24 protein-coding genes and 1 pseudogene are annotated in these 25487 nt (G+C 48.1%); 16 read left to right on the forward strand and 9 right to left on the reverse strand.

All coding sequences use genetic code 11. From position 1 onward, the window contains the following. Positions 1-89 (reverse strand): annotated as a pseudogene (locus EII32_RS12515) (transposase); the annotation flags it as partial. Positions 90-376: 287 nt separating this feature from the next. Between EII32_RS12515 and EII32_RS07690 the strand changes: the two are divergent. Both EII32_RS07690 and EII32_RS07695 read left to right on the forward strand, forming a co-directional pair. Then, the gene (locus EII32_RS07690) at positions 377-1111 is read left to right on the forward strand and encodes a glycosyltransferase family 32 protein (RefSeq protein WP_233582349.1); all 735 of its coding nucleotides are present in this window, start codon (positions 377-379) and stop codon (positions 1109-1111) included. Between the two features lie 62 nt (positions 1112-1173). Then, entirely contained in the window at positions 1174-2226 is a 1053-nt protein-coding gene (locus EII32_RS07695) for a glycosyltransferase family 4 protein (protein ID WP_125234855.1), read from the forward strand. A 311-nt stretch (positions 2227-2537) separates the two neighbouring features. Here the strand turns inward: EII32_RS07695 and EII32_RS07700 are convergent, their stop codons facing one another. From EII32_RS07700 to miaB, 5 genes are read right to left on the reverse strand one after another with little or no spacing between them, the layout of a single operon-like run. Further along, positions 2538-3095, reverse strand: coding sequence for an RNA methyltransferase (locus EII32_RS07700; RefSeq protein ID WP_125234856.1), 558 nt, complete (start codon positions 3093-3095; stop codon positions 2538-2540). A 7-nt stretch (positions 3096-3102) separates the two neighbouring features. After that, positions 3103-3525 (reverse strand): SufE family protein, encoded by a 423-nt coding sequence (locus EII32_RS07705; RefSeq protein WP_125234857.1) that lies wholly within the window; start codon positions 3523-3525, stop codon positions 3103-3105. A 4-nt stretch (positions 3526-3529) separates the two neighbouring features. Next, a complete protein-coding gene (locus EII32_RS07710; protein ID WP_125234858.1) occupies positions 3530-4771 on the reverse strand; it encodes a peptidase U32 family protein in 1242 nt (413 codons plus the stop codon). A 49-nt stretch (positions 4772-4820) separates the two neighbouring features. After that, positions 4821-5741, reverse strand: a complete 921-nt coding sequence (xerD, locus tag EII32_RS07715) for a site-specific tyrosine recombinase XerD (RefSeq protein ID WP_125234859.1) — start codon at positions 5739-5741, stop codon at positions 4821-4823. A gap of 42 nt (positions 5742-5783) precedes the next feature. Further along, the gene (gene miaB, locus EII32_RS07720) at positions 5784-7121 is read right to left on the reverse strand and encodes a tRNA (N6-isopentenyl adenosine(37)-C2)-methylthiotransferase MiaB (protein ID WP_125234860.1); all 1338 of its coding nucleotides are present in this window, start codon (positions 7119-7121) and stop codon (positions 5784-5786) included. Positions 7122-7391: 270 nt separating this feature from the next. Here miaB and glmS point away from each other — a divergent pair, with 270 nt between their 5' ends. The 10 genes from glmS (at position 7392) to EII32_RS07770 (ending at position 16976) form a co-directional block, all read left to right on the forward strand. Then, positions 7392-7805, forward strand: coding sequence for a methylaspartate mutase subunit S (glmS, locus tag EII32_RS07725; protein ID WP_125234861.1), 414 nt, complete (start codon positions 7392-7394; stop codon positions 7803-7805). After that, the gene (glmL, locus tag EII32_RS07730; RefSeq protein WP_125234862.1) at positions 7802-9184 is read left to right on the forward strand and encodes a methylaspartate mutase accessory protein GlmL; all 1383 of its coding nucleotides are present in this window, start codon (positions 7802-7804) and stop codon (positions 9182-9184) included. Before glmS ends, glmL begins: the two co-directional genes overlap by 4 nt. A gap of 26 nt (positions 9185-9210) precedes the next feature. Further along, entirely contained in the window at positions 9211-10674 is a 1464-nt protein-coding gene (locus EII32_RS07735; protein ID WP_125234863.1) for a methylaspartate mutase subunit E, read from the forward strand. 154 nt (positions 10675-10828) lie between these two features. Continuing rightward, on the forward strand, positions 10829-12067 hold the full coding sequence (locus tag EII32_RS07740) for a methylaspartate ammonia-lyase (RefSeq protein WP_125234864.1): 1239 nt from the start codon (positions 10829-10831) through the stop codon (positions 12065-12067). An 83-nt stretch (positions 12068-12150) separates the two neighbouring features. Further along, positions 12151-13530 carry an acyclic terpene utilization AtuA family protein gene (locus tag EII32_RS07745; RefSeq protein WP_125234865.1) on the forward strand — a complete coding sequence of 460 codons (1380 nt, stop codon included), beginning with the start codon at positions 12151-12153 and terminating at the stop codon, positions 13528-13530. A gap of 11 nt (positions 13531-13541) precedes the next feature. Beyond that, a complete protein-coding gene (locus EII32_RS07750; protein ID WP_125234866.1) occupies positions 13542-13862 on the forward strand; it encodes a DUF4387 domain-containing protein in 321 nt (106 codons plus the stop codon). A gap of 113 nt (positions 13863-13975) precedes the next feature. Then, positions 13976-14920, forward strand: a complete 945-nt coding sequence (locus EII32_RS07755; RefSeq protein WP_125234867.1) for an alanine-tRNA synthetase second additional domain-containing protein — start codon at positions 13976-13978, stop codon at positions 14918-14920. Between the two features lie 43 nt (positions 14921-14963). After that, positions 14964-15806 (forward strand): fumarate hydratase, encoded by an 843-nt coding sequence (locus EII32_RS07760; RefSeq protein WP_125234868.1) that lies wholly within the window; start codon positions 14964-14966, stop codon positions 15804-15806. 259 nt (positions 15807-16065) lie between these two features. Beyond that, positions 16066-16623 (forward strand): Fe-S-containing hydro-lyase, encoded by a 558-nt coding sequence (locus tag EII32_RS07765; protein ID WP_125234869.1) that lies wholly within the window; start codon positions 16066-16068, stop codon positions 16621-16623. A gap of 74 nt (positions 16624-16697) precedes the next feature. Continuing rightward, complete coding sequence (locus EII32_RS07770; RefSeq protein ID WP_125234870.1) at positions 16698-16976, forward strand: hypothetical protein; 279 nt, start codon at positions 16698-16700, stop codon at positions 16974-16976. A gap of 15 nt (positions 16977-16991) precedes the next feature. Here EII32_RS07770 and EII32_RS07775 read toward each other — a convergent pair whose 3' ends face one another. Beyond that, positions 16992-18713: a Na/Pi cotransporter family protein gene (locus EII32_RS07775; protein WP_125234871.1), complete on the reverse strand. Its 1722-nt coding sequence runs from the start codon at positions 18711-18713 to the stop codon at positions 16992-16994. 143 nt (positions 18714-18856) lie between these two features. Between EII32_RS07775 and EII32_RS07780 the strand changes: the two genes are divergently transcribed. Next, positions 18857-20524 carry a nucleoside kinase gene (locus EII32_RS07780; protein ID WP_125234872.1) on the forward strand — a complete coding sequence of 556 codons (1668 nt, stop codon included), beginning with the start codon at positions 18857-18859 and terminating at the stop codon, positions 20522-20524. 423 nt (positions 20525-20947) lie between these two features. Here the strand turns inward: EII32_RS07780 and EII32_RS07785 are convergent, their stop codons facing one another. Both EII32_RS07785 and EII32_RS07790 read right to left on the reverse strand, forming a co-directional pair. Beyond that, positions 20948-21364: a rhodanese-like domain-containing protein gene (locus tag EII32_RS07785; protein ID WP_125234873.1), complete on the reverse strand. Its 417-nt coding sequence runs from the start codon at positions 21362-21364 to the stop codon at positions 20948-20950. 279 nt (positions 21365-21643) lie between these two features. Further along, a complete protein-coding gene (locus tag EII32_RS07790; RefSeq protein WP_125234874.1) occupies positions 21644-22060 on the reverse strand; it encodes a DUF3127 domain-containing protein in 417 nt (138 codons plus the stop codon). Between the two features lie 202 nt (positions 22061-22262). Between EII32_RS07790 and dnaN the strand changes: the two genes are divergently transcribed. The 3 genes from dnaN to coaBC are packed head-to-tail and all read left to right on the forward strand — an operon-like array spanning position 22263 to position 25471. Further along, on the forward strand, positions 22263-23387 hold the full coding sequence (gene dnaN, locus EII32_RS07795; protein ID WP_125234875.1) for a DNA polymerase III subunit beta: 1125 nt from the start codon (positions 22263-22265) through the stop codon (positions 23385-23387). A 10-nt stretch (positions 23388-23397) separates the two neighbouring features. After that, the gene (locus EII32_RS07800; RefSeq protein WP_125234896.1) at positions 23398-24255 is read left to right on the forward strand and encodes a 3'-5' exonuclease; all 858 of its coding nucleotides are present in this window, start codon (positions 23398-23400) and stop codon (positions 24253-24255) included. Positions 24256-24259: 4 nt separating this feature from the next. Beyond that, a complete protein-coding gene (coaBC, locus tag EII32_RS07805) occupies positions 24260-25471 on the forward strand; it encodes a bifunctional phosphopantothenoylcysteine decarboxylase/phosphopantothenate--cysteine ligase CoaBC (protein WP_125234876.1) in 1212 nt (403 codons plus the stop codon). Positions 25472-25487 lie beyond the last annotated feature (16 nt).

Here is a 25487-nt window from a genome sequence, read left to right on the forward strand (position 1 = left end):
CATAGGTTTTTACTCAGTTCAACATTCAAATTCTTGTCAAACTCATCAATAATACAGAAAATTTCTATAATTTTGTCTTTGGTAATCATCGCTTGGTTATTTTGCAAACAACTGATTTAAAACAATAAAATTACAAAGAACTAACGAGATTACCAACTTTTACAAAGACTTTCTTAACCCGAACTCGCATATTATGATATGCTATCATTTCAGCACATACCAGACTTTCAAAGATTAAACATTCAAGATAGAAATACAATTTCTTTGGATGTTTTTGAATCGTCATATCTAAATTTGTGTGTATAAGTTGTTTTTTGTCAACAACATGTTTGTAATGCCGGAAAGAATGTGTAATTTTGCAGCAGTTTTTTAAAAGATGGCAATAAACACCGCAATGATACCCAAGACAATACATCTCTGCTGGTTCAGCGACGACCCTTTCCCCGCCGAAATAAAGGCATGTCTTCAATCTTGGAAGAAATACATGCCCGGATATACCATAAGGCGATGGACAATGGCAGATGCCAAGGCAATAGGCTTCGATTTCATTAACGAAGCACTTAAGCACCGCAAATGGGCATTCGCCGCCGATGCGGTGCGCTTCCATGCCGTATATACCGAGGGGGGAATCTACATGGACAGCGACATATTGCTCTACCGAGGTTTCGAGGATTTGATACCGGAACACGGATTTGCCACCTTTAATGAGAAGATTGACCACGAAGACACACCTTTAGCGTTGCAGGCAGCATTCTTTATGGGAGAAAAGGGCAACACGTATTGCAAAGAAATGACGGAATATTACCGCACACACCATTTCGAGAAAGACGACGGAACGCTCGATCAGACCGTGTCGCCGATGATAATGGCTGCGGTGGCCGAGAAATACGGTGCGAGACATTCGACAGAAATATTGCGTCTCGACGGTTTCACGATATACCCCACCGACTATGTTGCACCGCGCAAGAGATACGACCGCAAGGATGTTACTTTCGCACGGCACTTGGTGAACCACAGTTGGAAAAACGATCAAAAAATCGGACGAAAGATAGAGAAGTACCTCAAACACAAGTATCATGCACTGAAATATTTCTTATTCAGGAAATATTGAATGCCGGCGGCAGCCACATATTTTATTTTAAATAATAACCAAAAAGAAAAACTATATAAAAGATGAAGAGAATAGCCGTCGATCTACGTTTTCTCGACTGTTATACCGGTTTCGGAGACATCTGCCGTAACTATGCACGAAGACTTTCCGCGATAAATGTCCCCGACATGCACTTCATATTCATGTTATCCGACAACCATTTCGGAGAGTTCGGGCAGTCGGTGACTTACATTTCATGCGATCATCCGGAAGAAGACATACGGAACAAGGGACTGAAAATAGACTTGTGGCACAGCACCGACCAAATGTACGAATACTATTACGAGTCGCCGGAGACGGTTCATCTGCTCACAATACACGACCTGAATTTCCTTTACGAGAAGAAACATTTCCACCGGTGGAAGCATATATGGCGTTTCAGAAAGCGTGTGAAGAATGCCGACTACATATCGTTCATATCCCACTTTGCCAAGAACGACGTTGACCGAATTTACGGACTGAAGGACAAGCCGTACTGCGTGATATACAATGGTATTACCCCCGTTGGCGACAAGGAGGGCGTAAAACCGGCATTCGTGGGCGACAATAACGAGAAATTCTTCTTCGCCATAAGCCAGATACGCAGGAAAAAGAATTTCCACACGCTGGTGCCGATGATGTTGAATTTCCCCGACCACAAACTATACATCTGCGGTGACAACGATTTCAAATATGCCGAAGAGATACGAAAGTCAATAGCCAAATTGGGACTTGACCGCGTGAAACTAACCGGGCGCGTTTCGGAAGACGAAAAGACATGGCTATACAAGCACTGCGAGGCATTCCTCTTCCCGAGCAAGGCAGAAGGTTTCGGCATACCGGCAATAGAGGCTATGCAGCAGGGTTGCAAAGTATTCTCCTCACGACTGACAAGCCTGCCGGAAATATGCGGCAAGCACGCCGTATATTGGGACAACTTCGAGGCGGAACACATGGCACGGGTGGTGAAAGACGGACTTGCCGTGGACGACAGTGACATGGTGCAGGAGCGGAAAGATTACGCACACTCGTTCAACTACGACAAATACACGACAGAGTATTTGCAACTATACAAAAAGATACTCTGTCAAAAGTAGCAACGGCGTTTCCCCGCATGTAAACATATATCAAGACCTCTGCAAATTAATCACTTTTGCAGAGGTCTCGAACTTTTTTACGTTATTTCTTACACCGAACCAGTATGTCATTAGTGCTTAATCGTACTGCAATTTCGGCGAAATTACCGACCAATTTCGGCGGTTTCACTCATCAATTTCGGCGAAATTGCCAAATCGTTTTCATCGAATGACAAACGTTATTGTCATCAACTCGTAAAAGAACGCATGTCAATAAAAAAATATATGCAGACGGTACTGTGCGTAATTACTTTTGCAGAGTTTTTACATTGTTATTTTTTGAAGTGCCGACGTGCAAACTCCCATATAATTATGCCTGCCGTCACGGCCACGTTGAGTGAGTGTTTGGTGCCGTACTGCGGTATTTCTATGCAACCGTCGGAACGGTCGATGACCTCTTGACGCACCCCTCTCACTTCGTTGCCGAAGACCACTGCGCAGCCGTTTATGCCGTCATTGCCGCAGTGTAATGGCAGAGATTCGTCGTTGCCGAGCATCACCGATCCTTCACACTGCTCTATCGAGTAAACCTTGCAATTCTTTGTCCGCAGGTATTCAATTGCATCGATTGCCGTGTGGAAATACCTCCATGCGACACTGTCTTCGCCTCCGAGAGCCGTCTTGTGAATTTCCGGATGCGGCGGTGTCGCCGTGATACCGCACAGCAGCACTTCTTCTACTCTGAAAGCATCGCATGTTCGGAATACAGAACCGATGTTATACATAGAGCGCACATCATCGAGAACCACCGTTAGCGGCAGTTTCCCGGCTCGTCGGAAATCTTCCGGCGACAGTCGTTGCATCTCTATTGTTCGCAGTTTTCTTGGCATGTTTCGTCTATCCTTTCATTTTATACGCCAATGCGTATGCCCTTATCTGCTTTATCATTGCCAGCAGTCCGTTGGAACGCGTAGGCGACAAATGCTCGCGCAGCCCGATGCGGTCGATGAAGTACAGGTCGGCATCGAGTATTTCCTGCGGCGTGTGTCCGTCGAGTACCCTTATGAGCAGTGCCACAATCCCTTTCACTATAAGAGCATCGCTCTCTGCCGAGAATTTCATTACCCCGTCAACATGGTCTGCCTGCAGCCATACTCTGCTCTGACAACCGTCTATGAGGTTGCTTTCGTTCTTGTATTTTTCGTCGAGAGGTCGTTGTTCGTTACCGAGATCTATCAGCAGTTGATATTTATCCATCCAGTCTTCGAAGTCGGAAAACTCCTCTATCACCTCGTCTTGCAGTTCGTTGATTGTTGCCATTTCCTTATTTTGCTTTTATCAGTTTGAACAATTTGTCGCTCGGCCTGACCTTTCCCGGCACCTCTATGCTCACGCGTGTACCCTTGGCAGCCGTCGTAACGGAACCGTTGTCTCCGTGTATTTCTTCCGGTGTGACATACACCACGCCGGTTGTGGGACCGGTAATGAGCAGATTGTCGCCCGTTGAGAACTCGCATGCTTCCACCGAGAACTCCGCCACCCCGAGTTTGGAGAAATATTTCACACCCTTTCCCACATACTGTTTCCTTTCGGTGGCACTACTGCCATATTCCGTGTTCCACTCACCGAGTTCCCGTCCGAGATAGTATCCGTCCCAGAATCCCCGGTTGAACACCTTTGCGAGCCGCTCGTCCCACTCGTCTTTCTTCTCCTCCGTGAATGTTCCGTCGGTTACTGCCTTGATTGCTTCTTTGTAACATTTCACGACGGTATATACATATTCGGCACTCCTTGCCCTGCCCTCAATTTTAAATACGCGTACTCCGGCATTCATCATCTTGTCTATGAAGCGCAGCGTTTTCAAATCCTTCGGGCTCATTATGTATTTGTTATCCACCTCGAGTTGCGTTCCCGTTTCGCTGTCTGTAACGATGTACGACCTGCGGCACAGTTGCATACATTCCCCCCGGTTTGCACTTCGTGCCGCGTTGTCGAGCGAAAGATAGCACTTACCACTAACTGCCATACACAACGCTCCGTGGCAGAACATCTCTATTCGCACGGGGTTTCCGTTGGGACCGCAGATGCTCTGTTCCTCTATCCCACGGTATATCTGCCCCACCTGTTCCATGTTAAGTTCTCTTGCAAGTACCACTACGTCTGCAAACCGTGCATAGAAACGCAATGCCTCGATGTTCGAGATGTTGAGTTGTGTTGACAAATGAACCTCTTGCCCGATACTCCTGCAGTAGGTCATAACAGCCACGTCGCTTGCTATCACCGCCGTAATGCCTGCCTCTCGTGCCGCATCCACAATACGGTGCATTGCCGCGATGTCTTCGTCGTATATTATTGTGTTTACCGTGAGGTATGTTTTTATTCCGCATGCGTTGCATTGGCTTGCAATTTCACGCAGGTCGTCGATGCCGAACCTGTTTGCACTGTGCGAGCGCATGTTCAACTGTCCGATACCGAAATATACCGAGTCGGCTCCCGCTTGTATCGCTGCCGCAAGGCTCTCGCGGCTTCCCACCGGAGCCATCACTTCGAAAGATTTGTAATCCATTGGTAATCTTGTTTTCTTTTGTTTGTTTTATCGAGGCTTTTAAAAAGAACTATCTCTCCTTTTTGTTCCTCGGGTGATGCCGCAATATCTCGTTGCGGAGTGTCCGGGTGCTGACGTGAGTGTATATTTCTGTTGTCCCGATGCTCTCATGCCCCAGCATTGCCTGTATCGCACGCAGGTCGGCACCGCCTTCGAGAAGTGCCGTGGCAAATGAGTGGCGCAACGTGTGCGGCGATATGGTTTTCGTTATGCCGGCATCTCGTGCATAGTTCTTTATAAATATCAGCACCATGGTGCGCGTAAGGTGTGCGCCGCGGCGGTTCAGGAAAACATAATCTTCCTCGCCGGGCTGTATGTTCATTTCATTTCTGGTTTCGAACCACAGGTTCAATTCTTTTACGGCACGGTCGGATATTGGCACGAGCCGCTCCTTGCTTCCTTTGCCTAAAACGCGTATGAAACGCTCGTCGAGATATAAGTTGGATAGCGGTAAGCGCACCAATTCGCTCACTCGCAGTCCGCAGGAGAAGAGCATTTCTATCATTGCGCGGTTGCGGTGTCCCGCCCATTTCGTCAAATCTATGGCATCTTCAAGCATATCCACCTCCTCGGTTGACAGCACCTCTGGCAGGTGTTTTCCCGTTTGCGGACTCTCAAGCAGTTCCGACGGGTCTTTATCCATCCATCCATCCTTTACCATGAAATTGCAGAACGAGCGTACCCCGCTGAGAATCCTGCACTGCGACTTTGCCCCGATGCCTATGTCATGCAGCGATGCGGCAAATGCCCGCAGGTGGTCGAGGGTAACATCTGTAAGTGCGATGCCCTCTGCGTCAAGGTAGTCGGACAATTTCTTCAAGTCGCGCCGGTAAGCATCCAACGTGTTCTCGGAGTATCCCCTTTGCAGTCTCAGGTATCTGTTGTATGCTTTCAGCATTTCCACATTTCCGTTGCCGCCCGTCTTTCCCATTTCCTTATCCTCCCTTTTCCCCGTATTATGCGCAGCCTGCCGTCATTCTGCAAGTTCGCCGAGCAACGTGGCACTCGAAGAACCTGTTATTCTTACGCGCACGGTCTCTCCGATATGGTGTCCGCCCTTCGGGAAAACCACCATTTTGTTTTGCTCGTTTCGCCCGCACAACTGTTCTCTTGAGCGTTTTGAGAAATTCTCCACGAGAACATCGAACACCTTGCCCACGTCCTTTGCATTCTGTTCGGCGGATATTTTTGTCTGCAACGCTATCATTTCCGACAATCTGCGCAGTTTCACTTCCTCCGGAACATCGTCCGGCAGATGCTTCGATGCGTATGTACCCGGTCTTTCGGAGTATTTGAACATGAACGCGGAATCGTAACCCACTTGCCGCATCAGCGCCAGTGACAAGCGGTGGTCTTCCTCCGTCTCGCCGTGGTATCCCACAAAAATGTCGGTTGACAATCCGCAGTCGGGCACAATCCTTCGTATTGCCGCGATACGGTCAAGATACCATTCGATGGTATATTTTCGATTCATCATTTTCAAAATGCTGTTGCTTCCGCTCTGCACCGGCAAATGTATATGCCTGCACACATTCGGCATTTCGGCAATAACCCGCAGGGTTTCGTCGCTCATGTCTTTCGGGTGCGACGTGGTAAAGCGCACTCTCATGCCCGGCACCGTCTCTGCCACACGTTGCAGAAGCATCGGAAAATCTACCGTTGTGGCACCTTCCTCATACTTGTAACTGTTTACGTTCTGCCCGAGAAGTGTCACTTCTCTGTATCCGCGTTCGTCAAGATCTCGTGCCTCGCGCAGTATGCTGTTTACATCGCGACTGCGCTCGCGCCCTCTCGTATATGGCACTATGCAGTAATGACAGAAATTGTTGCAACCGCGCATTATACTCACAAAACCTCCTATTTTGGCAGCGAAAATGCGTTGCGGCACAATGTCACGATATGTCTCGGTTGTAGATAATTCGATGTTGATTGCCTTGTTGCCCATCTCTGCCTGTGCAATGAGATCCGGAAGGTTCATGTACGAGTCAGGTCCTGCCACGAGGTCGGTGTGGTGGTTCTTCAACAAGTCTTCTTTCACTCTCTCCGCCATGCAGCCAAGCACTCCTATTATGAGCGGATTGGGGGGCGATACCGAACGCCTGTTGCGTCTCATGGCATTCAGTTCTTCAAGCCTGTGATAAATTTTCTGTTCTGCATTGTCACGCACCGAGCATGTGTTGAGAAACACCGCATCGGCCCGCATAATGTCTTGGCAAACGTCGTACCCTGCCATCTTCATTACCGAGGCCACTACCTCGGAGTCGGCAACGTTCATCTGACAGCCGTATGTCTCGATAAAAAGTTTCTTCATCAGAATGATATTTGCGTGCAAAGGTAGCGAGAAAAAACGACTTCGAGAAACAATGCACTAAAAAGTATGATAAAGAACAAACTCAACATGCCAATTATATCAGGCATAAAGATAGTTAATAAGGTTAATTAATGTTTACAAAGACTTGCCAAATGAAAATTATATGTAATTTTGTAACAACTTAATAATACGCGACAGGTGGAAATATCTGACACCTTAAATTATAAAAAATAGATTTCAACCTTAAAATAATAATACACATATTATACTATGGACAAGAAAACTGTAGTGACCGGTGTTATTGGTGCGGACGTACATGCCGTAGGTAATAAAATCCTATGCTATGCATTGGAACAGGCTGGTTTCAATGTTGTAAACCTCGGAGTGATGGTGGCACAGGAAGAATATATCGCCGCCGCACTTGAGACTAATGCCGACGCAATACTCGTATCGTCGATGTACGGCCATGGAGAGATAGACTGCAACGGACTGCGCGAGAAATGCGATGAGGCAGGACTGAAAGATATTCCAATCCTTGCCGGAGGCAACCTCGTTGTCGGGAAACAGAACTTTGAAGACGTTGAAAAACGATTCATGGCAATGGGGTTCACGAAAGTTTATCCTCCCGGAACCCCTTGCGAAACGACAATAGCAGACTTGCAAGAGATATTGGCTGAAAAATGAAATACCTGACAGTTGACTTCGGCAGTACATACACAAAAGTGACAGCCATCGATGCGGTGGCAGGAAAAGTTGTGGGGACGGCTTCGGCTTTCACCACCATAGATACCGATGTGATGGAAGGACTGCACAATGCTCTGCGGAAACTTGAGACTGACATAGGCGAGTTCAAGTATGACAAACTGCTTTGTTGCAGCAGTGCGGCCGGAGGACTGAAAATGGTTGCCCTGGGACTGGTTCCCGAACTTACCGCTAAGGCTGCCAAGATGGCTGCGTCGAGTGCGGGGGCAAAAGTGGTGAAGGCATACGCTTTCGAGATTTCGCAGGCCGAGCAGCAGGAGATATACGACATAAATCCCGATCTCGTACTGCTGTGCGGAGGCACCGACGGAGGCAACAAGGAAGTTATACTCGCCAATGCGAGACGGCTTTGCGACGTAAAGCGCAATTTCGCAATCATAGCGGCAGGCAACAAGAGCGCATCGTACGAACTGGCAGAAATTTTCAAGGACTCGGGAAAGGTGTGCGTGATAACGGAGAACGTAATGCCACAGTTCAACAAAATAAACATACAGCCGGCGAAACAAAAGATAAAGGAACTATTCATCAGTCGCATAATAGACGCGAAGGGACTTTCCAAAGTGCAAAAGATGTGCGAAAATCAGATAGTACCAACACCGTTGGCAGTACTCACAGGCTGCGAACTGCTCAGCAAAGGGCACGGCATAGACGAGGGTATCGGCGATTTGATGGCCGTTGACCTCGGTGGAGCAACAACAGACGTGTACTCCATGGCCGACGGCGCGCCCACGATAGAAAACGTATTGATTAAAGGACTGCCCGAACCGTACAGCAAACGTTCGGTGGAAGGCGACCTCGGAATGAGATACAGCCTTACATCGCTCGCCGACGAACTCAACATGGAGGTGTTCGCTCAGGAAACAGGGGTGCCGCAAGACAAGGTGGAGGCATGGATAAAAACATGCTCGGCAAAGCCTTCGACGCTCCCTTCCAACGATGAAGAGGCAAAGATAGAGCAGGGATTGGCAAGGAATGCGGTGAGAATAGCAGTGGAACGACACTGCGGATATTTTGAAGAGGCATACACTCCGATGGGGCAAATATTCACACTCACGGGAAAAGATCTGACACAAGTACCGTTCGTGGTAGGCATCGGAGGCTCGATAATAAACAGCAGCAACCCGGAAAACATACTTAGAGGGGCTGAATGCACTAATGCAACGAACACCATGTACGCCAAGCCGAAGCACCCCGGATATATGCTTGACAAGAAATATATATTCGCATCGATGGGACTGCTTAGTACCATGGAACCGAAACTCGCACTAAAAATACTCAAAGAAGAAATAAAACTTATATAATTTAATATATTCCTCTATCACAACTTATGGAATTAAAAAACCGGAAAATTTCAGAAGACCGGTTCTTCGCCGAAAGGAAAGAAGTACTGGCACAATGGGAAACTGGAAAAGGAGTGGATTTCGAAGAGGCGGTGGCCTACCAAAAGAGCATCGCCCCGGAAAAGCGTTTCTCGGCAAAACTGGCTAAGGCCGTTGAAGAAAAGACAACTCTCATACAGCCGCGCGCCGGCGTAGCATTATATGAGGAGCACACGAAACTGTTGAAGTTCCTCGAAGAAGACGGCGAGGCCGACTTGCTGCCATCTACAGTTGACAGTTACACACGACTGAACCGTTACAACGAGGCAGAGACAGGCATACGGAAAAGCCGCGAGACGGGCAGATCGATGCTCAACGGTTTCCCCATAGTTAACTATGGCGTGGATATTTGTCGCAGAGTTACATCGGCATTGAAAAATCCGGTGCAGGTGCGTCACGGAACACCCGATGCACGTCTGCTTACAGAAATATCTATTGCCGGAGGTTTCACCTCGTACGAGGGAGGCGGCATATCGTATAACGTTCCGTACTCGAAGAACCACCCGATAGACAAGGTAATCGCACACTGGCAATACACCGACCGTCTCATCGGAATGTATGAAGAAGCCGGGGTGTCAATAAACAGAGAACCGTTCGGCCCGCTTACCGGCACACTTATCCCGCCGTGCATATCCAACACGGTGGCAGTAATAGAGGCGTTGCTGGCTACAACTCAGGGTGTAAAAGATTTAACTGTTGGCTACGGACAATGCGGAAACCTTATACAGGATGTTGCCGCCATACGCGCCCTTGACATAATGACACGCAGATATTTAGACCGCTTCGGTTTCAATGATGCCCGCATCACAACGGTATTCCATCAGTGGATGGGCGGTTTCCCGCAAGACGAGGCAAAATCGTTCGGAGTAATATCATGGGGTGCTGCCGCTGCCGCACTGGCAAAGGCCACGAAAGTAATCGTGAAGACACCGCACGAGGCAATGGGTGTACCCACAAAAGAGGCCAATGCTGCCGGACTGCGTGCCACGAAACAGGTTATAAACATGCTCAAAGACCAGAAATTCCGCGAAGTTCCGGAAGTTGTGGCAGAGAGCGAGATAATCATGGCAGAGATGAAATGTATCCTCGACAAAGTTGAGGAATTGGGCAAAGGAGACTATGCAGTAGGTACGGTGGCAGCATTCGAGGCAGGAATAATCGATGTGCCTTTCGCACCGAGCAAGTTCAATGCCGGTAAAGTAATGCCTGCACGCGACAACCTTGGCGCAGTGAGAATACTCGACCTCGGATACATGCCGTTCACGCAAGACCTGAAAGATTTCCACCGCAACAAACTTGAAGAGCGGGCGAAATACGAGAGCCGTCCAGTCAGTTTCCAAATGGTAATAGACGATGTTTATGCAATCGGCAAGGGACATCTCGTGGGCAGACCCGGGAAAGTGGAACAGTAGAAAGTAAAGAACTCGTATTTAAGCAGGGGGAAAAAGAAATAAAAAGCATTCAAAAAGAATGATGCACATTTTATTTTGAACACATGCTTAATAATGCGGAGAAAAAGAAAATACCGTACATAACAAGAATAGTAAAATTTTAATATATCTGAAAATGAAAATTCAAAAAGTAGTGTGCGCACCGGGAAAAACCGGTTTCTTCTTCGATGACCAAAAGGCCATCAAGTCGGGCGCGAAAAACGACGGTGCTTTCTATGAAGGCGCACCTGTCACTCCGGGGTTCACGGCTGTAAGACAGGCAGGCGAGTCAATCTGTGTTATGTTCTTGTTGGAGAACGGAGCCATTGCGTACGGCGATTGTGCCGCAGTGCAGTACTCCGGCGCCGGAGGACGTGACCCGTTGTTCCTCGCAGCCGATTTCATACCGGTAATCGAAAAGGAGATTGCTCCGCTCTATGAAGGAAAGGAAATCACTTCGTTCCGCGAAATGGCAGACATCGTTGACAAGAATGTCAGCCCTTCTACGGGAAAGAAATATCACACTGCCATACGTTACGGCGTTACGCAGGCATGTCTCGACGCAGTCGCAAAGAGCCGGTCGAAACTCATGGCACAGGTTATCGCCGAGGAATATGGCACGGAAATATCAAAGAACATCATACCCATATTCTCACAATCGGGCGATGACCGCTACATGAACGCCGACAAAATGATAATGAAAGGGGCAGACGTATTGCCCCACGCACTGTTCAACCATGTAGAGACAAAGGTGGGACTGAAAGGCGAGAAGATAAAAGAGTATATCGAGTGGCTGCGCAACCGCATCATAAAACTGCGCCAGTGCGAGTGCTACAACCCGACAATACATATCGATGTATATGGCACATTGGGCATTGTTTTCAACAACGATTTCGAAGCCATAGCCAAATACGTCGGCGAATTGGCAGAGATAGCAAAACCGTTCCGGTTGAGAGTAGAAGGCCCCGTTGACATGGGAGAAAAGCAGGCACAGATAAAAGCACTTGCCGCCATACGCGCAGCGATGGATCGCGACGGCATAGACGCAGAAATAGTTGCCGACGAGTGGTGTAACACCTTGGAAGACATAAAAGACTTTACCGAGAGCAAGGCCGGGCACATGGCACAAATAAAGACTCCCGACCTCGGCGGAATAAACAACAGTATCGAGGCCGTCATATACTGTAAGAAAAACAATATGGGAGCTTATCTCGGAGGAACATGCAACGAGACAAACCGCTCGGCAGAAATCTGCGCACACATTGCAATGGCCACATCGCCCGTACAGTATCTGGCAAAGCCGGGCATGGGCGTTGACGAAGGCTACATGATCGTGTTCAACGAGATGAGCCGCATATTGGCATTGACAAAATAATACATTATACATCCACATTTATGAATTTTCTCCTAGGGCAGACCTGTCACGGTTTGCCCGGGGAATAAAAAAGCAAAGAAGAAATGGAAGAGATGAGAATACTTTCCCCCACGGCAATACTTGGATACGGTTTCCCAATGGAATCGTTTGTGGAGGGAATGAAACGCAAACCGCACGTTATTGCGGTTGATGCCGGCTCGTCAGACCCGGGACCTTACTACCTTGGCGCGGGCAAGTCGTTTACAGACCGCAACTCTGTGAAAAGAGACCTCGAAATAATGATTCCCGCAGGCATAGAGGCTAAAATCCCGGTAATCGTGGGAACGGCGGGAGGAAGCGGTGCAAGACCGCACGTTGAGTTTGTACTCGACATTGTGCGCGAGATTGCGTCCGAAAAGAAACTTTCTTTCAAAATGGCCGTGATACAATCGGAGTTCGAGAAAGATTTCATCAAAGAGAACCTGCGCGACGGAAAGGTTACACCGCTTGCTCCGGCAAAGCCCATTACCGAGAAAGATGTTGATGATGCCGTACACATAGTGGCTCAAATTGGCGAACAGCCATACATCAAAGCCCTTGAAAAAGGTGCCGATGTTATTATCGCCGGACGCTCATACGACCCGTCGGTATTCGCCGCACTCGCCATAAAAGAGGGTTTCGACAAGGGACTTGCCATTCATTTGGGCAAAATCTTGGAATGCGCCGCAATATGCGCACTGCCCGGAAGCGGAAGCGACTGTATGTTCGGCTATCTGCACAAAGACGATTTCGTGCTTGAGCCACTGTCGCCAATGCGTAAATGTACCACATTGTCTATTGCTGCACACACTCTCTACGAGAAGACAAACCCGTACGTACTGCCCGGTCCCGGAGGTGCAATCGACCTGCACGAGTCAAAGTTCGAGCAAATAGACGACAACAAGGTACGTGTGTCCGGAAGCAAATTCGTACCCACGGAGCAATATTTCGTGAAACTCGAAGGTGTGCGCCGCGTAGGATACCGCACCATGTCGCCGGCCGCTGTCAAAGACCCGATAATGATTTCAAAGATAGACAGTATCGTGAAGAGCGTGAGGGAGCGCGTGGAGAACAACTTCGAGAAATTCGGCATCACGGATTTCTTCCTCGATTTCAAGATATACGGCAAGAAAGGAGTAATGGCTATGTTCGACGGTTCCGAGGAATCACACTCCGACGAGTTGCTCATCATTATCGAGGCGGTTGCCGATTCTCAGGAAACTGCCAACACGATATGCAGTTTCGCACGCAGCACGATGCTACATTTCGGCTACGAGGGACGCATCTCCACTGCGGGCAATCTTGCATTCCCTTTCTCACCATCCGACTGCAAGATGGGCGAGGTGTTCGAGTTCAACATCTACCACCTGTTAAAGGTAGATGACCCGGTAAGCCTCTTCCCTATATGTTATGAAACATTCGACAACGGAATAAGCAACTGTTAAAAGCAACGATTATGCAGAAATATAACTTGATAGACGTGGCATACGTCATAAGGAGCAAGAACTCGGGACCTTACGAACTGACATTCGATGTCATTTTCAAAGAGTTCGGCATGTATGAGAAAGTAAAGGCTGCCCGGATTTTCAACGATAAAATGTTTGCCGCTTTATATAAAATAAAGGAGGAAGACATAATAAACATCGTACACTTTGACCCTGCGAAGGCAATAAAGATTACGATTGTACGTCCAATCCCATCGGGCGCGCTCGGTGAGACCGACGTTTATGGCGCACAACAGCATGTGCCATTGATGAATAGTTCGTTTGAACTTTAGTATTTCCTTCAAGCCTTTCCTCGGTTTTATGCTTTTGCCTTGTTCGCATTGCCGCAGGGAAGGCTTTTTCGTTGCATAACACTTTATAAAAACCACATTATAAACCACAGCCTATGATTAACCCTGTCCAGAAATACCTCATCGCATCGCAATACTACGCACCGCGTGGAAAAGAACGCCTCATATTCCTCGGAGAACACATCTCGCAACGCCACCTGCAGTTTTCCGACAGACTGATAGGCATCGTGGGAGACGCCGGCTCGGGAAAGTCGTCGCTGATAAAGGGAATGTTCCCCGGACTGGAATTGTCGAACGACGACGACGTAATCAACCCTCGCAAGATAATGCTGACACGCGACATAATCGCAATGGACGAGGTTCGCGAGGCTGCATCGTTCCATCTCGATATACGTTTCATGCAGGGTTTCTTCCAAATGTACGAGATAGCACAGTTCATAAGAACTTTGCTCGAAAACAAAAAAAGGGTAATCATAGAACATTTCAACCTTATATACTCCACGCTCGGCATCAATGCCGACATCATTGTAGGCATTGGCGAAGAAATAATAGTGACACGTCCGAGCGTGTTCGGACCTCTTCCGGAGAGCATCTGCGAGATTGTTCACAAATCATTGAAATACAGGAAAATGGCACACTCGGCAGAGGAGATTACACGACTCGTGCTGCAAGAGGATTTCAACATAGGAAACAACCATTATTATTTCTCCGATGTGCGTAACGGTTTCGTTATGAAGTTTTATGAGAATTTAAATCTCGACATATCGCTGCTCGAGACGAAAGTAAAGGAAATAATCGGACAGTCGTTGCCCATTGCCTACTACGATGAAGATCACATCAAGATAGGAGAGAGTATAGTAGATTGCGATGGTCCGCGCCTACAAGTAAAGAATACGTCTGAAATCAGGAATTTCTCATTGGTAAAAGAACTCATACACGACCCCGAAAGCAATACATACTGCCTTATAGGTTTGGTTGACAAAAACACAGAGAACATTATGAACAGGAACACACAGTATTTTCTCACAAGGGATTGTTGAGGTGCAAGCCGCGTTCCTAAATACAATGAAAACAAAAAATAAAATGAGAGAGATAAAAGCAACAGAGATAACACAACTCGTAGAGAAACTATGCATAGAGGCATGTTATGTGTTGTCTGACGATATTTACCGCGAACTGAAATGCCGTTCGAAAGCAGAAAAAGCACCGCTGGGCAGGCAGATAATTGATACGATAGTGAAAAATGCCGACATTGCACGCAACGAGCGATGCCCCATTTGTCAGGATACGGGCATGACGGTGGTCTTCGTGGAAATGGGACAAGACGTGCATGTCACGGGAGGCTTCATCGAAGACGCGATAAACCAAGGTGTACGACAGGGGTATACCAAGGGATACCTGCGCAAGTCGGTGGTAAAAGACCCCATCGACCGGATAAACACAAAAGACAACACACCGGCAATAATACACTACGAAATTACGGAGGGAGAGGCGTTCCGCATCACCGTGTCGCCGAAAGGATTTGGCAGCGAGAACAAGAGCGCGCTGAAAATGCTCACTCCGAGTTCCGGCGTTCCGGGCATAAAGAAATTTGTTATCGACACAATAGCAACTGCCGGGGGGAATCCATGTCCGCCGATAATAGTCGGAGTGGGCATCGGCGGGACAATGGAACGTGCCGCCTACCTAAGCAAAAAGGCACTACTGCGTCCCGTGGGAAGCCGCAGCGAGAACGAGACCGTTGCACAATTAGAGCGCGAACTGCTTGAAGACATAAACAAACTCGGTATAGGTCCCTGCGGTTTCGGAGGCACCACCACGGCACTTGCCGTGAATATTCTCACCAATGCCACACACATCGCAGGTCTGCCCGTTTCCGTAAACATCGGCTGCCATGCCACAAGACATGCAGAAGGCGAACTTTAACCCAAATCGGTCATTAGAACCCTCAACCGATTTCGTTCGATTGTTGAGCAGATGTGCAGCCGTTTCATCGAAGGCGTAGCGGGCTGCGTCGAGATGTAATGGCTGCGCAGATGGCAGCAAGCGGGCTAAAGCAGTTGGGAAGCGTAACGGAAATAACAAATCTAAGAAAATGCGGTATAATGACAGATTGGGGTTTAAGCAATTGGCATAATCTTATGCAACGATATTTGCAACACTCAACAAATAAAAAAACATCAAAATGGAAGAGAAAAGAATAATGCAAGCACCGTTCACCGACGATAATATAAAATCGCTGAAAGCGGGCGACATGTTATATATTTCAGGAACAATATACACGGCACGCGATGCTGCACACAAACGTTTGTGCGAGATGTTGGAACGCGGCGAACACATGCCTTTCGACTTCAACGGACAGGTGGTTTACTACGCAGGACCGTGTCCGGCAAAACCGGGACAACCCATAGGGTCGGTAGGACCGACAACCGGAGGGCGCATGGACGCCTACTCCCCTGCTCTCATCGGCAAAGGACTGCGAGTCATGATTGGAAAAGGGTCGAGAAACGAAGAGGTTATCGAAGCACTTAAAAAGCACACCGGAGTATATTTCGCCGCCATCGGCGGAGCAGCGGCACTGATGGCAAAGTGTGTCAGGCACGCCGAGGTAATAGCCTTCGACGAACTCGGGACAGAAGCCATACGACGGCTCACCGTGGAAGAACTGCCCGTAATAGTGGCCATAGACTGCAATGGCAACGACATGTATAAAACAGGAGTGAACCTTTATAAAGTAAAATAACCACAAAGATAATGTTCTGTTGTCAAGCGGGTATTTTAAACCCCAATCGGTCATTAGACCGCATTTGCTTAGATTTGCTATTTCCGTTACGCTTCCCAACTGCTTTAGCCCGCTTGCTGACATCTGCACAGCCATTACATCTCGACGCAGCCCGCTACGCCTTCGATGAAACGGCTGTACATCTGCTCAACAATCGAACAAAATCAGTTGAGGGTTCTAATGATCGATTTGGGTTAAATTATTTATATGAGACCTCTGCAAAATTAATCACTTTGCTGAGGTCTCAAACTATTTACGCCATTTATTATCCCGAACCGAGGGTCAAGCAAGGCATCATCTGCCGTTCTGCGTAATCGCTTCAACGGTTTTCATGCTTCGCGATATTTGGTACCCATGCGCGCCTCCACCACGTTCACCACATAGTCTCCAAGTTTTTCGCACTCGTTCACTATGTCCATGTATATAGTACCTATGCCGTAAGAATATTCGTGATTGTTGACATCGTTTACGTTAAGACTTCTCAGTTGGTCGCGGAAATTGTTTATCTCGTTCTCGATGTTGAACGTGCAATTTATGTCGAAACTCCCCTTGCGCCCTGCCATCAACACGTTCATCTGCGTAAGAGCCTGCTCGGTAAGTTCCATTATCTGATGCATGTGCCTGTATTGCTTTTCTGTAAAATGTTCCTGTTTGCCCTGCACCTTTCTACTTATGGTGCGTGCAATGTTGTAGCACGAGTCTCCGATGCTCTCAATCTCGGTAATCTCACGCAGCATGGCTCGTATCTTGATCTTCGTTTCGTCTGAAAGGTGGTTCTCGCTCACTTGGTCGAGATATGTGGCAATCTCTATTTCCATGTTGTCGGCGATGTTTTCATATTTCTCTATTCTCGAAAACTGCTTTGCAAACTTTGCCTCGTCTTTTTCCACGAGCAACTCCCGCACCATTCCGAACATGCGCTGCATGCGCTCGGCGAATGACTTAATCTCTTTCTGTGCCTCGAAGACCGACAGTTCGGGGGTCTCCATGAGTCCTGCGGGAATGAAACGCAGACGGAAGTCTTCCTCCTCGTCGAGTTTCTTTGATTTGATGCATCGGCACACAATTTTCTCTATCTGCGGAATGAACCATATAAGTATGAAAGTGTTGGCAAGGTTGAAACATGTGTGGAATGCCGCCAACACGAAACTGAGTTTTGCCGCATTGGCAAGGAATACGGAGTGCTCAACGCTCTCTTTTGTCATCGTTACATCGTAACCTACGAAACCGCACACGAGATCGATGAACGGGCGGAACACCAACAATATCCAGCATATTCCGAACAGATTGAAAAACATGTGACCGAACGCCGCACGCCGTGCCTGCGTGTTTGCCGTAAAGGCGGCAATGTTCGAAGTTACGGTGGTACCGATGTTCTCGCCCATCACAAGTGCTATGCCTTGATATATGGGCAGTACGCCGCTCGAACAGAGTATCATCGTTATTGCCATCACGGCTGCCGACGACTGCACACACATGGTTAGTATTCCGCCGATGAACAGGAACACAAGCGTGGTAACGAAACTCGTTGAGTCGAACGACGAAAAGAAATTGAGCACGGCTTGGTTCTCGCCGATGTGCATGTCAATGCCTGTCTGGCGCAGCGTGCCAAGCCCGAGGAACATGAAAGAGATGCCGAAAAGGAAATCGCCAACGTTCTTGCGCTTTTTATTGTATATAAGAAGCAGAGCCATAAAAAAGGCAGGATAGACAAAGTCGGTTATGTTGAAAGAGAACCCCGCAGACATAATCCATGCCGTGAGCGTTGTTCCTATGTTGGCTCCCATTATTACCGAGATGGCTTGTGCCAGCGTGAGCAGACCGGCGTTAACGAACGATACTGTCATTACCGTGGTTGCCGTTGACGACTGCACTGCCGCAGTGACAAACACACCCGTGAGCATTCCCGTAAAACGATTGGTAGTCATGGCCTGAAGCACATGGCGCAATTGCGATCCCGCCATTTTCTGAAGACTCTCGCTCATCGACTTCATACCGTACATGAGAAGCGCGAGCGAACCTATCAACTTAAAAAATATCCAAATATCCATAACGGATAGATTAAAAAATATAAATATAAAATGTTTAATCAGGTTCTAATTTCTCAATAGCAAGATTGTTGTTATCTTTGCCATGTATTTTGCGGAGACTGTTCGTTTGGTCTTCGCCAATAATAACCGAAAATCTCATTATTATGAAACAGACAGTCAAAATACGTTGCAAAAATAATAAAAAAACGGTAAATGCCGAAATAGGCAGCACACTTTATGACATTTTTTCCATTTCGGGGATTGAAATGAAACACGAACCTGTAAGTGCCAAAGTAAACAACAAAGTTGAAGGAATGCATTACAGGGTGTATCACAGCCAAGACGTGGAGTTCCTCGATGTCACAACGCCGAGCGGGCACCGCGCATACGTCCGAACGCTTTTCTTCATTCTATGCAAGGCGGTACACGACATTTACCCCGAAGGACATGTCGTGATAGACATTCCGGTGAGCAACGGCTACTATTGCGACTTGAAGATTGGGCGAGCCGTAACACAGGAAGACGTGAAAATACTGAGACGGAGAATGGAGGAAATGATATCCTCGAAAATGCCGATACGCAGACACGAATGCCCGACGGAGGAAGCCGTAGAGGTGTTCAGCCGAATATCGGCACACTCGTCCAAGGTTAAACTGCTCAGAGGGTTGGGCTCGCTCTATACCGTATATTACGAGATAGACGGATACTACGACTACTATTACGGCACAATGCTCACAAATACGAGACTGATATACCTGTTCGGACTGGAGAAATATTACGACGGACTGCTGTTGCGCATACCGTCGCCATACAACCCCGACGTGCTGGGAGACATGGTAAGGCAGGACAAGATGTTCGAGATTTTCCAAGAACACCACCGGTGGCAGAACATAATAGGACTATCCACGGTGGGCGATTTCAACGAACAAGTGAAACAGAGGAGTGCCACGGAAATAATAAATGTGTCGGAGGCATTGCAAGAAAAGAAAATAGCACAAATGGCAGAAGCCGTGGCAGAAAAGAAAGGAGTGCGCATGGTACTTATTGCCGGACCGTCGTCGAGCGGAAAGACAACGACATGCAAACGACTGTCAATACAACTGATGACATGCGGACTGAGACCCGTGCAAATATCACTCGACGACTATTTCGTCAACAGGGCGGAAACACCGCTCGACGAGAAAGGCGATTATGACTACGAAAGTTTGTACGCACTAAATATACCGTTGCTCAACAATCACATGGAGAGACTTTTCGAGGGAGAGGAGATAACGCTGCCGCAATACGACTTCCAAACGGGAATAAGCAACGAGCAAGGCGGAAAGAAACTACGGTTGAGAGACAACGACATACTCGTAGTGGAAGGCATTCACGCGCTGAACCCGAAACTTACGGGGCAAATCCCCGATGAGAAAAAATACCGCGTGTATGCGTCGGCACTGACAACTATACTGCTCGACGACCACAACTATATCCCGACAACCGACAACCGACTGCTTCGCCGAATAATACGCGACTACAAATACCGAGGCTGCTCGGCAGAAGATACTATAAGGCGATGGGCATCGGTGCGCGCCGGAGAGAACAAATGGATATTCCCGTATCAGGAAAATGCCGACACGATGTTCAACACCGCAATGTTGTTCGAACTCGCAGTGATAAGGAATCAGGCAGAACCGATACTCAGACAAGTACCGCAGAACTCACCGGAACATGCAGAAGCATACAGACTGCTCAAATTTCTTAGTTACATATCGCCCATCAACGACCGCGAGATACCTCCTACATCGCTGATAAGGGAGTTCCTCGGAGGCTCGTCTTTCAAATATTAAAGAGTAAAAGAAATAAAGAGGAGGTGTGTTTTAAAATGAGTCCCGAAAGTTTTTCGTCTAACTTTCGGGATTTCATTATGTATGGGCATTACACGTTACACTCCGGTTAGAGACAAGTTGATGCCTTTTTACGACAATATGATGTCAAGGGAAACAACGCATTATTGAAACAATCGACTGCCTGCCAAAGAACAAGGTACAGTTTGCTCATTCAAGACATCGTTACATAATAATCTCATCATGAACATCATATCTGCATTGTTTACTTATCGTTTCTTTGACAACAAAGCCGACGCACTTGTCGTACATGTAATTTAAGACACAATACAGACATTTATTTTCTGATAGATTAACCCGAAAATGGATAACAATTTATTGTTTTAACGTGAATACCACGAAAACAATTAATGTCGTTGTCTATTCCTACATGCCGGTGCCGGCATCCGGTGTCACAACTGTCTTCTCCGCTTTTTGCCACGCGAGGAAGCCGCCAATGAGGTTTGCCACGTTCTTGAATCCTTTCTTTGTGAGGATTGAGGCGGCAGCCGCCGACCTCCGTCCGCTGCGACAGAACACAGCCACGGGCTTTCCCTTGTCGAGCATTGCCTCTCCCTTGGCTGCGAATGCGTCGTCCTTTACATCGAGCAGTACCGCCCCGGGGATTGTACCCTCGGCATATTCTCCCGGTGTGCGCACGTCTATTATTTGCACTCCGTCGGTCTTGTGCTGTGAGATATATGCCTCGAAAGCGTCCGTGTCAAGGTCTGTATATTCTTTTTGTCCGCATGCCGTGGAAGTTATGCACAAACATGCCAATAACATTTTTATGAATTTGTTCATAGTCTTGTATGTTCTTTTGATATTAATCTGATATTAAGCAACTTGCCTTTTTCGTCCCGAATGCAAACAAGTTCATTCCGAGCACGTGGTATGCATAATTGCAAATTGGGCGGAATTGCACGGTAAATTCGGCGGATTTGGAAAGCAAAACAGGCCGTTTTGTTTTCTTCAACGACATTTTTAACGGAGACGGGAAAGGCTTTCCGCTATGACGAAAGGCATTTCCCGTCCCATGTTCCGTTATGTGTACCGTTTTGTTCCGGCGTCATGAGCATGGTGTCAGAACGGCAGGTCGTCGGCAGGAGCAGTCTCCGAAGTCTGTGCCGCAGGCTGTTCGGCGAACGGTGCCGCAGGTTGCGGTGCGCCGAACGGCGGCATTGCCGATTGCTGCATGCCCTGTTGTGCGGCTTGTGCGGCTGCCGGATCGATGCGTTCCACCTTCCATGCGTTTAACGAATTGAACCAACGTCCCTGATACTCACGCGCATCGATGTCGAAACTCACGCGAAGTTCCTCGCCCGGCTGTATGTTCATTGCGGTTATGCGGTCTTCCCCGAACACTCGGAAACAGCATTTCTTGGGGTAGTTTTCGTGTGTCTCGATTACATATTCCTGTGATGCCCAGTGGTTGCCTGTGCGTGACGATGTACCCTCCTGTTTCGGGAGGACGTTGATAATTCTTCCTTCTATTTCCATTATATTTATGGTTTTATTTTTTGTTATTATGATATTTCCATTCGTAAAAAGAACACCAAAGTGCGAAATCGCTTGCGAAATTAATAAAATAGTTTTAAAAGAGGAACTTTTTCAGTTGTTTTTTTGTTTTACATTACCGTTTTTTGTAATTTTGTGCCTAATATACGATTATTACAAACAAACCATAACATAATTTCAGAATATGAGATTTACCATATCAAGCACGGCTTTGAGCAGCCGTCTGAGCATCCTTTCGAGGGTGATTAACAGCAAGAACAGTATCGCAATACTCGACTGCTTTCTCTTCGAAGTAGGTAACGGACAATTGGAGATAACGGCATCAGACAGTGAGAACGTGATGAAGACCGCCCTGCCCATTGAAGAAGTGGAAGGCGGCGGCAGTTTCGCCGTAAACAACCGCACCATTCTCGATGCCGTGAAGGAACTCCCGGAACAGCCGCTTACGCTTGACGTTGACACCGGGCAGATGACCGTGAGGATAATATACCAGAACGGTCTTTACAACTTTACCTGCCAAAACGCCGAGGAATACCCGCGCACACAGCAGTTGGGCGATGAAGCCGCAACGTTCACGATGCCGGCAAAAGCCATGCTCGACAACATCTCACGCTCGCTGTTTGCCGTTGCCAACGAGCAACTGAGACTTGTTATGAACGGAATATACATGGATCTCGCGACCGACTCGCTGAACATCGTGGCGACGGATGGCAGAAAGTTGGTGCGCAACAAGTATTTCGCACTGAAAAGCGAGAAGCCGCAATCGTTCATATTACAGAAAAAACCGGCAACACTTCTGAAGAATGTACTGACGAAAGACGATGAAGAGGTAATCATACGTTTCGACGACCGAAACGCAGAGATAACGTTCGGACAAACACAGTTGGCATGCCGTCTCATCGACGGACGATACCCGAACTACGGCTCGGTGATACCGGAGGACAACCCTTACGAACTGAGCATCGACCGCAAAACGCTCATTGGCGCGTTGCGACGCGTGCTGCCGTTTGCCAGCGAGAGCAGTCAGCAAGTGCGTCTGCGCATCAGTGCGGGAAAGATAGAGGTGTCGTCGGAAGACATCGACTTTGCCACAAGCGCGAGAGAAGAGGTGAACTGCTCGTACGAGGGCGCGCCAATGAGTATCGGATTCATGGGAACATCGCTCGTGGAGATACTCTCAAACCTTGAAAGTGACGAGGTGCAGATGCAGTTTGCGGATCCGAGCCGCCCGTGCCTCATCATTCCGTCAGAGCAACCGGAGGGAGAAGAGGTACTCATGCTGTTGATGCCGATGTTGCTGAATGACTAAACGCAGAGTGATGAAACTGAACTTGAAGAAACCGCTCGTGGTATTCGACCTTGAGACCACGGGACTGGACATCGTGCGGGATCGCGTGATACAGATTTCGTACATAAAGGTGTTTCCGGACGGAAAGGAGGAACGCGTAAACAAGTTTGTGAACCCCGGAAAGGAAATACCGCAGGAGGTGGAACAACTGACGGGAATAACCAACGACGACATAAAGGACGCACCGGAGTTCAAACAGATAGCAAAGACGCTGGAGGCCGACCTGAAAGGCTGCGATTTCTGTGGTTTCAACTCGAACCATTTCGATGTACCGATGCTTGCCGAGGAGTTTCTGCGCGCAGGCATAGATTTCGATTTCGGCAGCAGCAGACTGATAGACGCACAGACGATATTCCACAAAATGGAACGACGAAACCTCGCAGCGGCATACAAGTTCTACTGCGGAAGAAAAATGGAAGACGACTTTGCCGCACACCGTGCCGACCAAGACACGGAGGCTACATACCGAGTGCTGATGGGGCAACTCGACATGTACGAACCGGGGCGACAGGAAGACCCCGAACGGCAACTGCCAAACGACATGGACGCATTGGCGGAGATGTCGAAGAACAACGACAATGTTGATTTCGCGGGACGGATAATCTGGAAGGAAATGAAAGGCAGGGACGGAGAAACTCTGCTCGGAAAGGACGGGAAACCGAGACGACACGAGGTGTTCAATTTCGGGAAATACAAGGGCTGGGACGTGGCAGAGATACTGCACAAAGACCCGGGATATTTCAGTTGGATGCTCGGAGGCGATTTCACATATAACACGAAGCAGGTGCTTATGAGAATACGCCTGCGCGAAATGAAAAACAACAAATAAGGACATGTTAAACGGAAAGAAAATAGTACTTGGCATAACGGGAAGCATAGCAGCATACAAGGCGTGCCTGATAATTAGGCAACTCATTAAACAAGGGGCAGAAGTACAGGTGGTGATAACGCCGGCAGGCAAAGAGTTCATTACACCCGTCACACTGTCGGCATTGACGCGGAAGCCCGTAATCAGCGAGTTCTTCGCACAGCGCGACGGTTCGTGGAACTCGCATGTGGAACTCGGAATGTGGGCAGACGCAATGCTAATAGTGCCGGCAACGGCCAACACCATGGGAAAAATGGCAAACGGCATTGCCGACAACATGCTAATAACGACTTATCTTTCGATGAAGGCTCCGGTGTTCGTGGCTCCGGCAATGGATCTCGACATGTATGCACACCCGGCAATGCAAGCCAACATAGAAAAACTGCGCAATGCCGGTGACATCATAATCGAACCGAAAAGCGGTGCATTGGCAAGCGGACTCGAGGGCAAGGGGCGTATGGAAGAACCCGAGGAAATAGTGAAATGCCTCGATTTGTATTTCGACGGGAAGTATTATGCCAACTCTCCGCTATGGGGTAAGACTGTGTTGATAACCGCCGGACCTACTTACGAGAAGATTGATCCGGTGCGCTTCATTGGCAATTACTCAAGCGGAAAGATGGGATTTGCACTCGCCGAAGAGTGTGCACGACGAGGAGCAAAGGTAAAACTCGTAACCGGACCGGTAAGTTTGAAAGCATCGGAACGCATCGAACGCATCGATGTGGAGAGTTCCGAAGAGATGTTCGATGCCGCCGTGGCTGCTTTCGATGATGTTGATGCGGCGATATTGTGTGCCGCCGTGGCAGATTTCAAGCCCGCAGATGTGGCAGACTGCAAGATAAAACGAGGAGAAAAGGAACTGACACTGCAACTGAAACCAACTCACGACATAGCCGCCGAACTGGGAAGAAGGAAGAAACGCGACCAAATCCTCGTGGGATTCGCACTCGAAACAAATAACGAGGAGGAGAACGCAATCGACAAACTGAAAAGAAAGAAACTCGATTTTATCGTGATGAACAGCACACGCAACAAGGGGACTACGTTCGGTTGCAACGACAATATGATAACAATTATCTCGGGGACGGCAAAGAAGAATTTCCCAAAGAAACCGAAGACGGAGGTGGCAAGGGACATCATAGAAGAACTCGAGATACCGTTGCGCGAACAATAAAACCGCACCCTAAATG

This window comes from Prevotella sp. OH937_COT-195 (assembly GCF_003932845.1).
In the GTDB taxonomy this organism is placed as follows: Bacteria; Bacteroidota; Bacteroidia; order Bacteroidales; family Bacteroidaceae; genus Prevotella.

Bases quoted from the DNA above. Each gene is read 5' to 3' on its own strand.
- EII32_RS07690 (WP_233582349.1), top strand. From the start codon at position 377: ATGGCAATAAACACCGCAATGATACCCAAGACAATACATCTCTGCTGG.
- EII32_RS07695 (WP_125234855.1), top strand. From the start codon at position 1,174: ATGAAGAGAATAGCCGTCGATCTACGTTTTCTCGACTGTTATACCGGT.
- EII32_RS07700 (WP_125234856.1), bottom strand. From the start codon at position 3,095: ATGCCAAGAAAACTGCGAACAATAGAGATGCAACGACTGTCGCCGGAA.
- EII32_RS07705 (WP_125234857.1), bottom strand. From the start codon at position 3,525: ATGGCAACAATCAACGAACTGCAAGACGAGGTGATAGAGGAGTTTTCC.
- EII32_RS07710 (WP_125234858.1), bottom strand. From the start codon at position 4,771: ATGGATTACAAATCTTTCGAAGTGATGGCTCCGGTGGGAAGCCGCGAG.
- xerD (WP_125234859.1), bottom strand. From the start codon at position 5,741: ATGGGAAAGACGGGCGGCAACGGAAATGTGGAAATGCTGAAAGCATAC.
- miaB (WP_125234860.1), bottom strand. From the start codon at position 7,121: ATGAAGAAACTTTTTATCGAGACATACGGCTGTCAGATGAACGTTGCC.
- glmS (WP_125234861.1), top strand. From the start codon at position 7,392: ATGGACAAGAAAACTGTAGTGACCGGTGTTATTGGTGCGGACGTACAT.
- glmL (WP_125234862.1), top strand. From the start codon at position 7,802: ATGAAATACCTGACAGTTGACTTCGGCAGTACATACACAAAAGTGACA.
- EII32_RS07735 (WP_125234863.1), top strand. From the start codon at position 9,211: ATGGAATTAAAAAACCGGAAAATTTCAGAAGACCGGTTCTTCGCCGAA.
- EII32_RS07740 (WP_125234864.1), top strand. From the start codon at position 10,829: ATGAAAATTCAAAAAGTAGTGTGCGCACCGGGAAAAACCGGTTTCTTC.
- EII32_RS07745 (WP_125234865.1), top strand. From the start codon at position 12,151: ATGGAAGAGATGAGAATACTTTCCCCCACGGCAATACTTGGATACGGT.
- EII32_RS07750 (WP_125234866.1), top strand. From the start codon at position 13,542: ATGCAGAAATATAACTTGATAGACGTGGCATACGTCATAAGGAGCAAG.
- EII32_RS07755 (WP_125234867.1), top strand. From the start codon at position 13,976: ATGATTAACCCTGTCCAGAAATACCTCATCGCATCGCAATACTACGCA.
- EII32_RS07760 (WP_125234868.1), top strand. From the start codon at position 14,964: ATGAGAGAGATAAAAGCAACAGAGATAACACAACTCGTAGAGAAACTA.
- EII32_RS07765 (WP_125234869.1), top strand. From the start codon at position 16,066: ATGGAAGAGAAAAGAATAATGCAAGCACCGTTCACCGACGATAATATA.
- EII32_RS07775 (WP_125234871.1), bottom strand. From the start codon at position 18,713: ATGGATATTTGGATATTTTTTAAGTTGATAGGTTCGCTCGCGCTTCTC.
- EII32_RS07780 (WP_125234872.1), top strand. From the start codon at position 18,857: ATGAAACAGACAGTCAAAATACGTTGCAAAAATAATAAAAAAACGGTA.
- EII32_RS07785 (WP_125234873.1), bottom strand. From the start codon at position 21,364: ATGAACAAATTCATAAAAATGTTATTGGCATGTTTGTGCATAACTTCC.
- EII32_RS07790 (WP_125234874.1), bottom strand. From the start codon at position 22,060: ATGGAAATAGAAGGAAGAATTATCAACGTCCTCCCGAAACAGGAGGGT.
- dnaN (WP_125234875.1), top strand. From the start codon at position 22,263: ATGAGATTTACCATATCAAGCACGGCTTTGAGCAGCCGTCTGAGCATC.
- EII32_RS07800 (WP_125234896.1), top strand. From the start codon at position 23,398: ATGAAACTGAACTTGAAGAAACCGCTCGTGGTATTCGACCTTGAGACC.
- coaBC (WP_125234876.1), top strand. From the start codon at position 24,260: ATGTTAAACGGAAAGAAAATAGTACTTGGCATAACGGGAAGCATAGCA.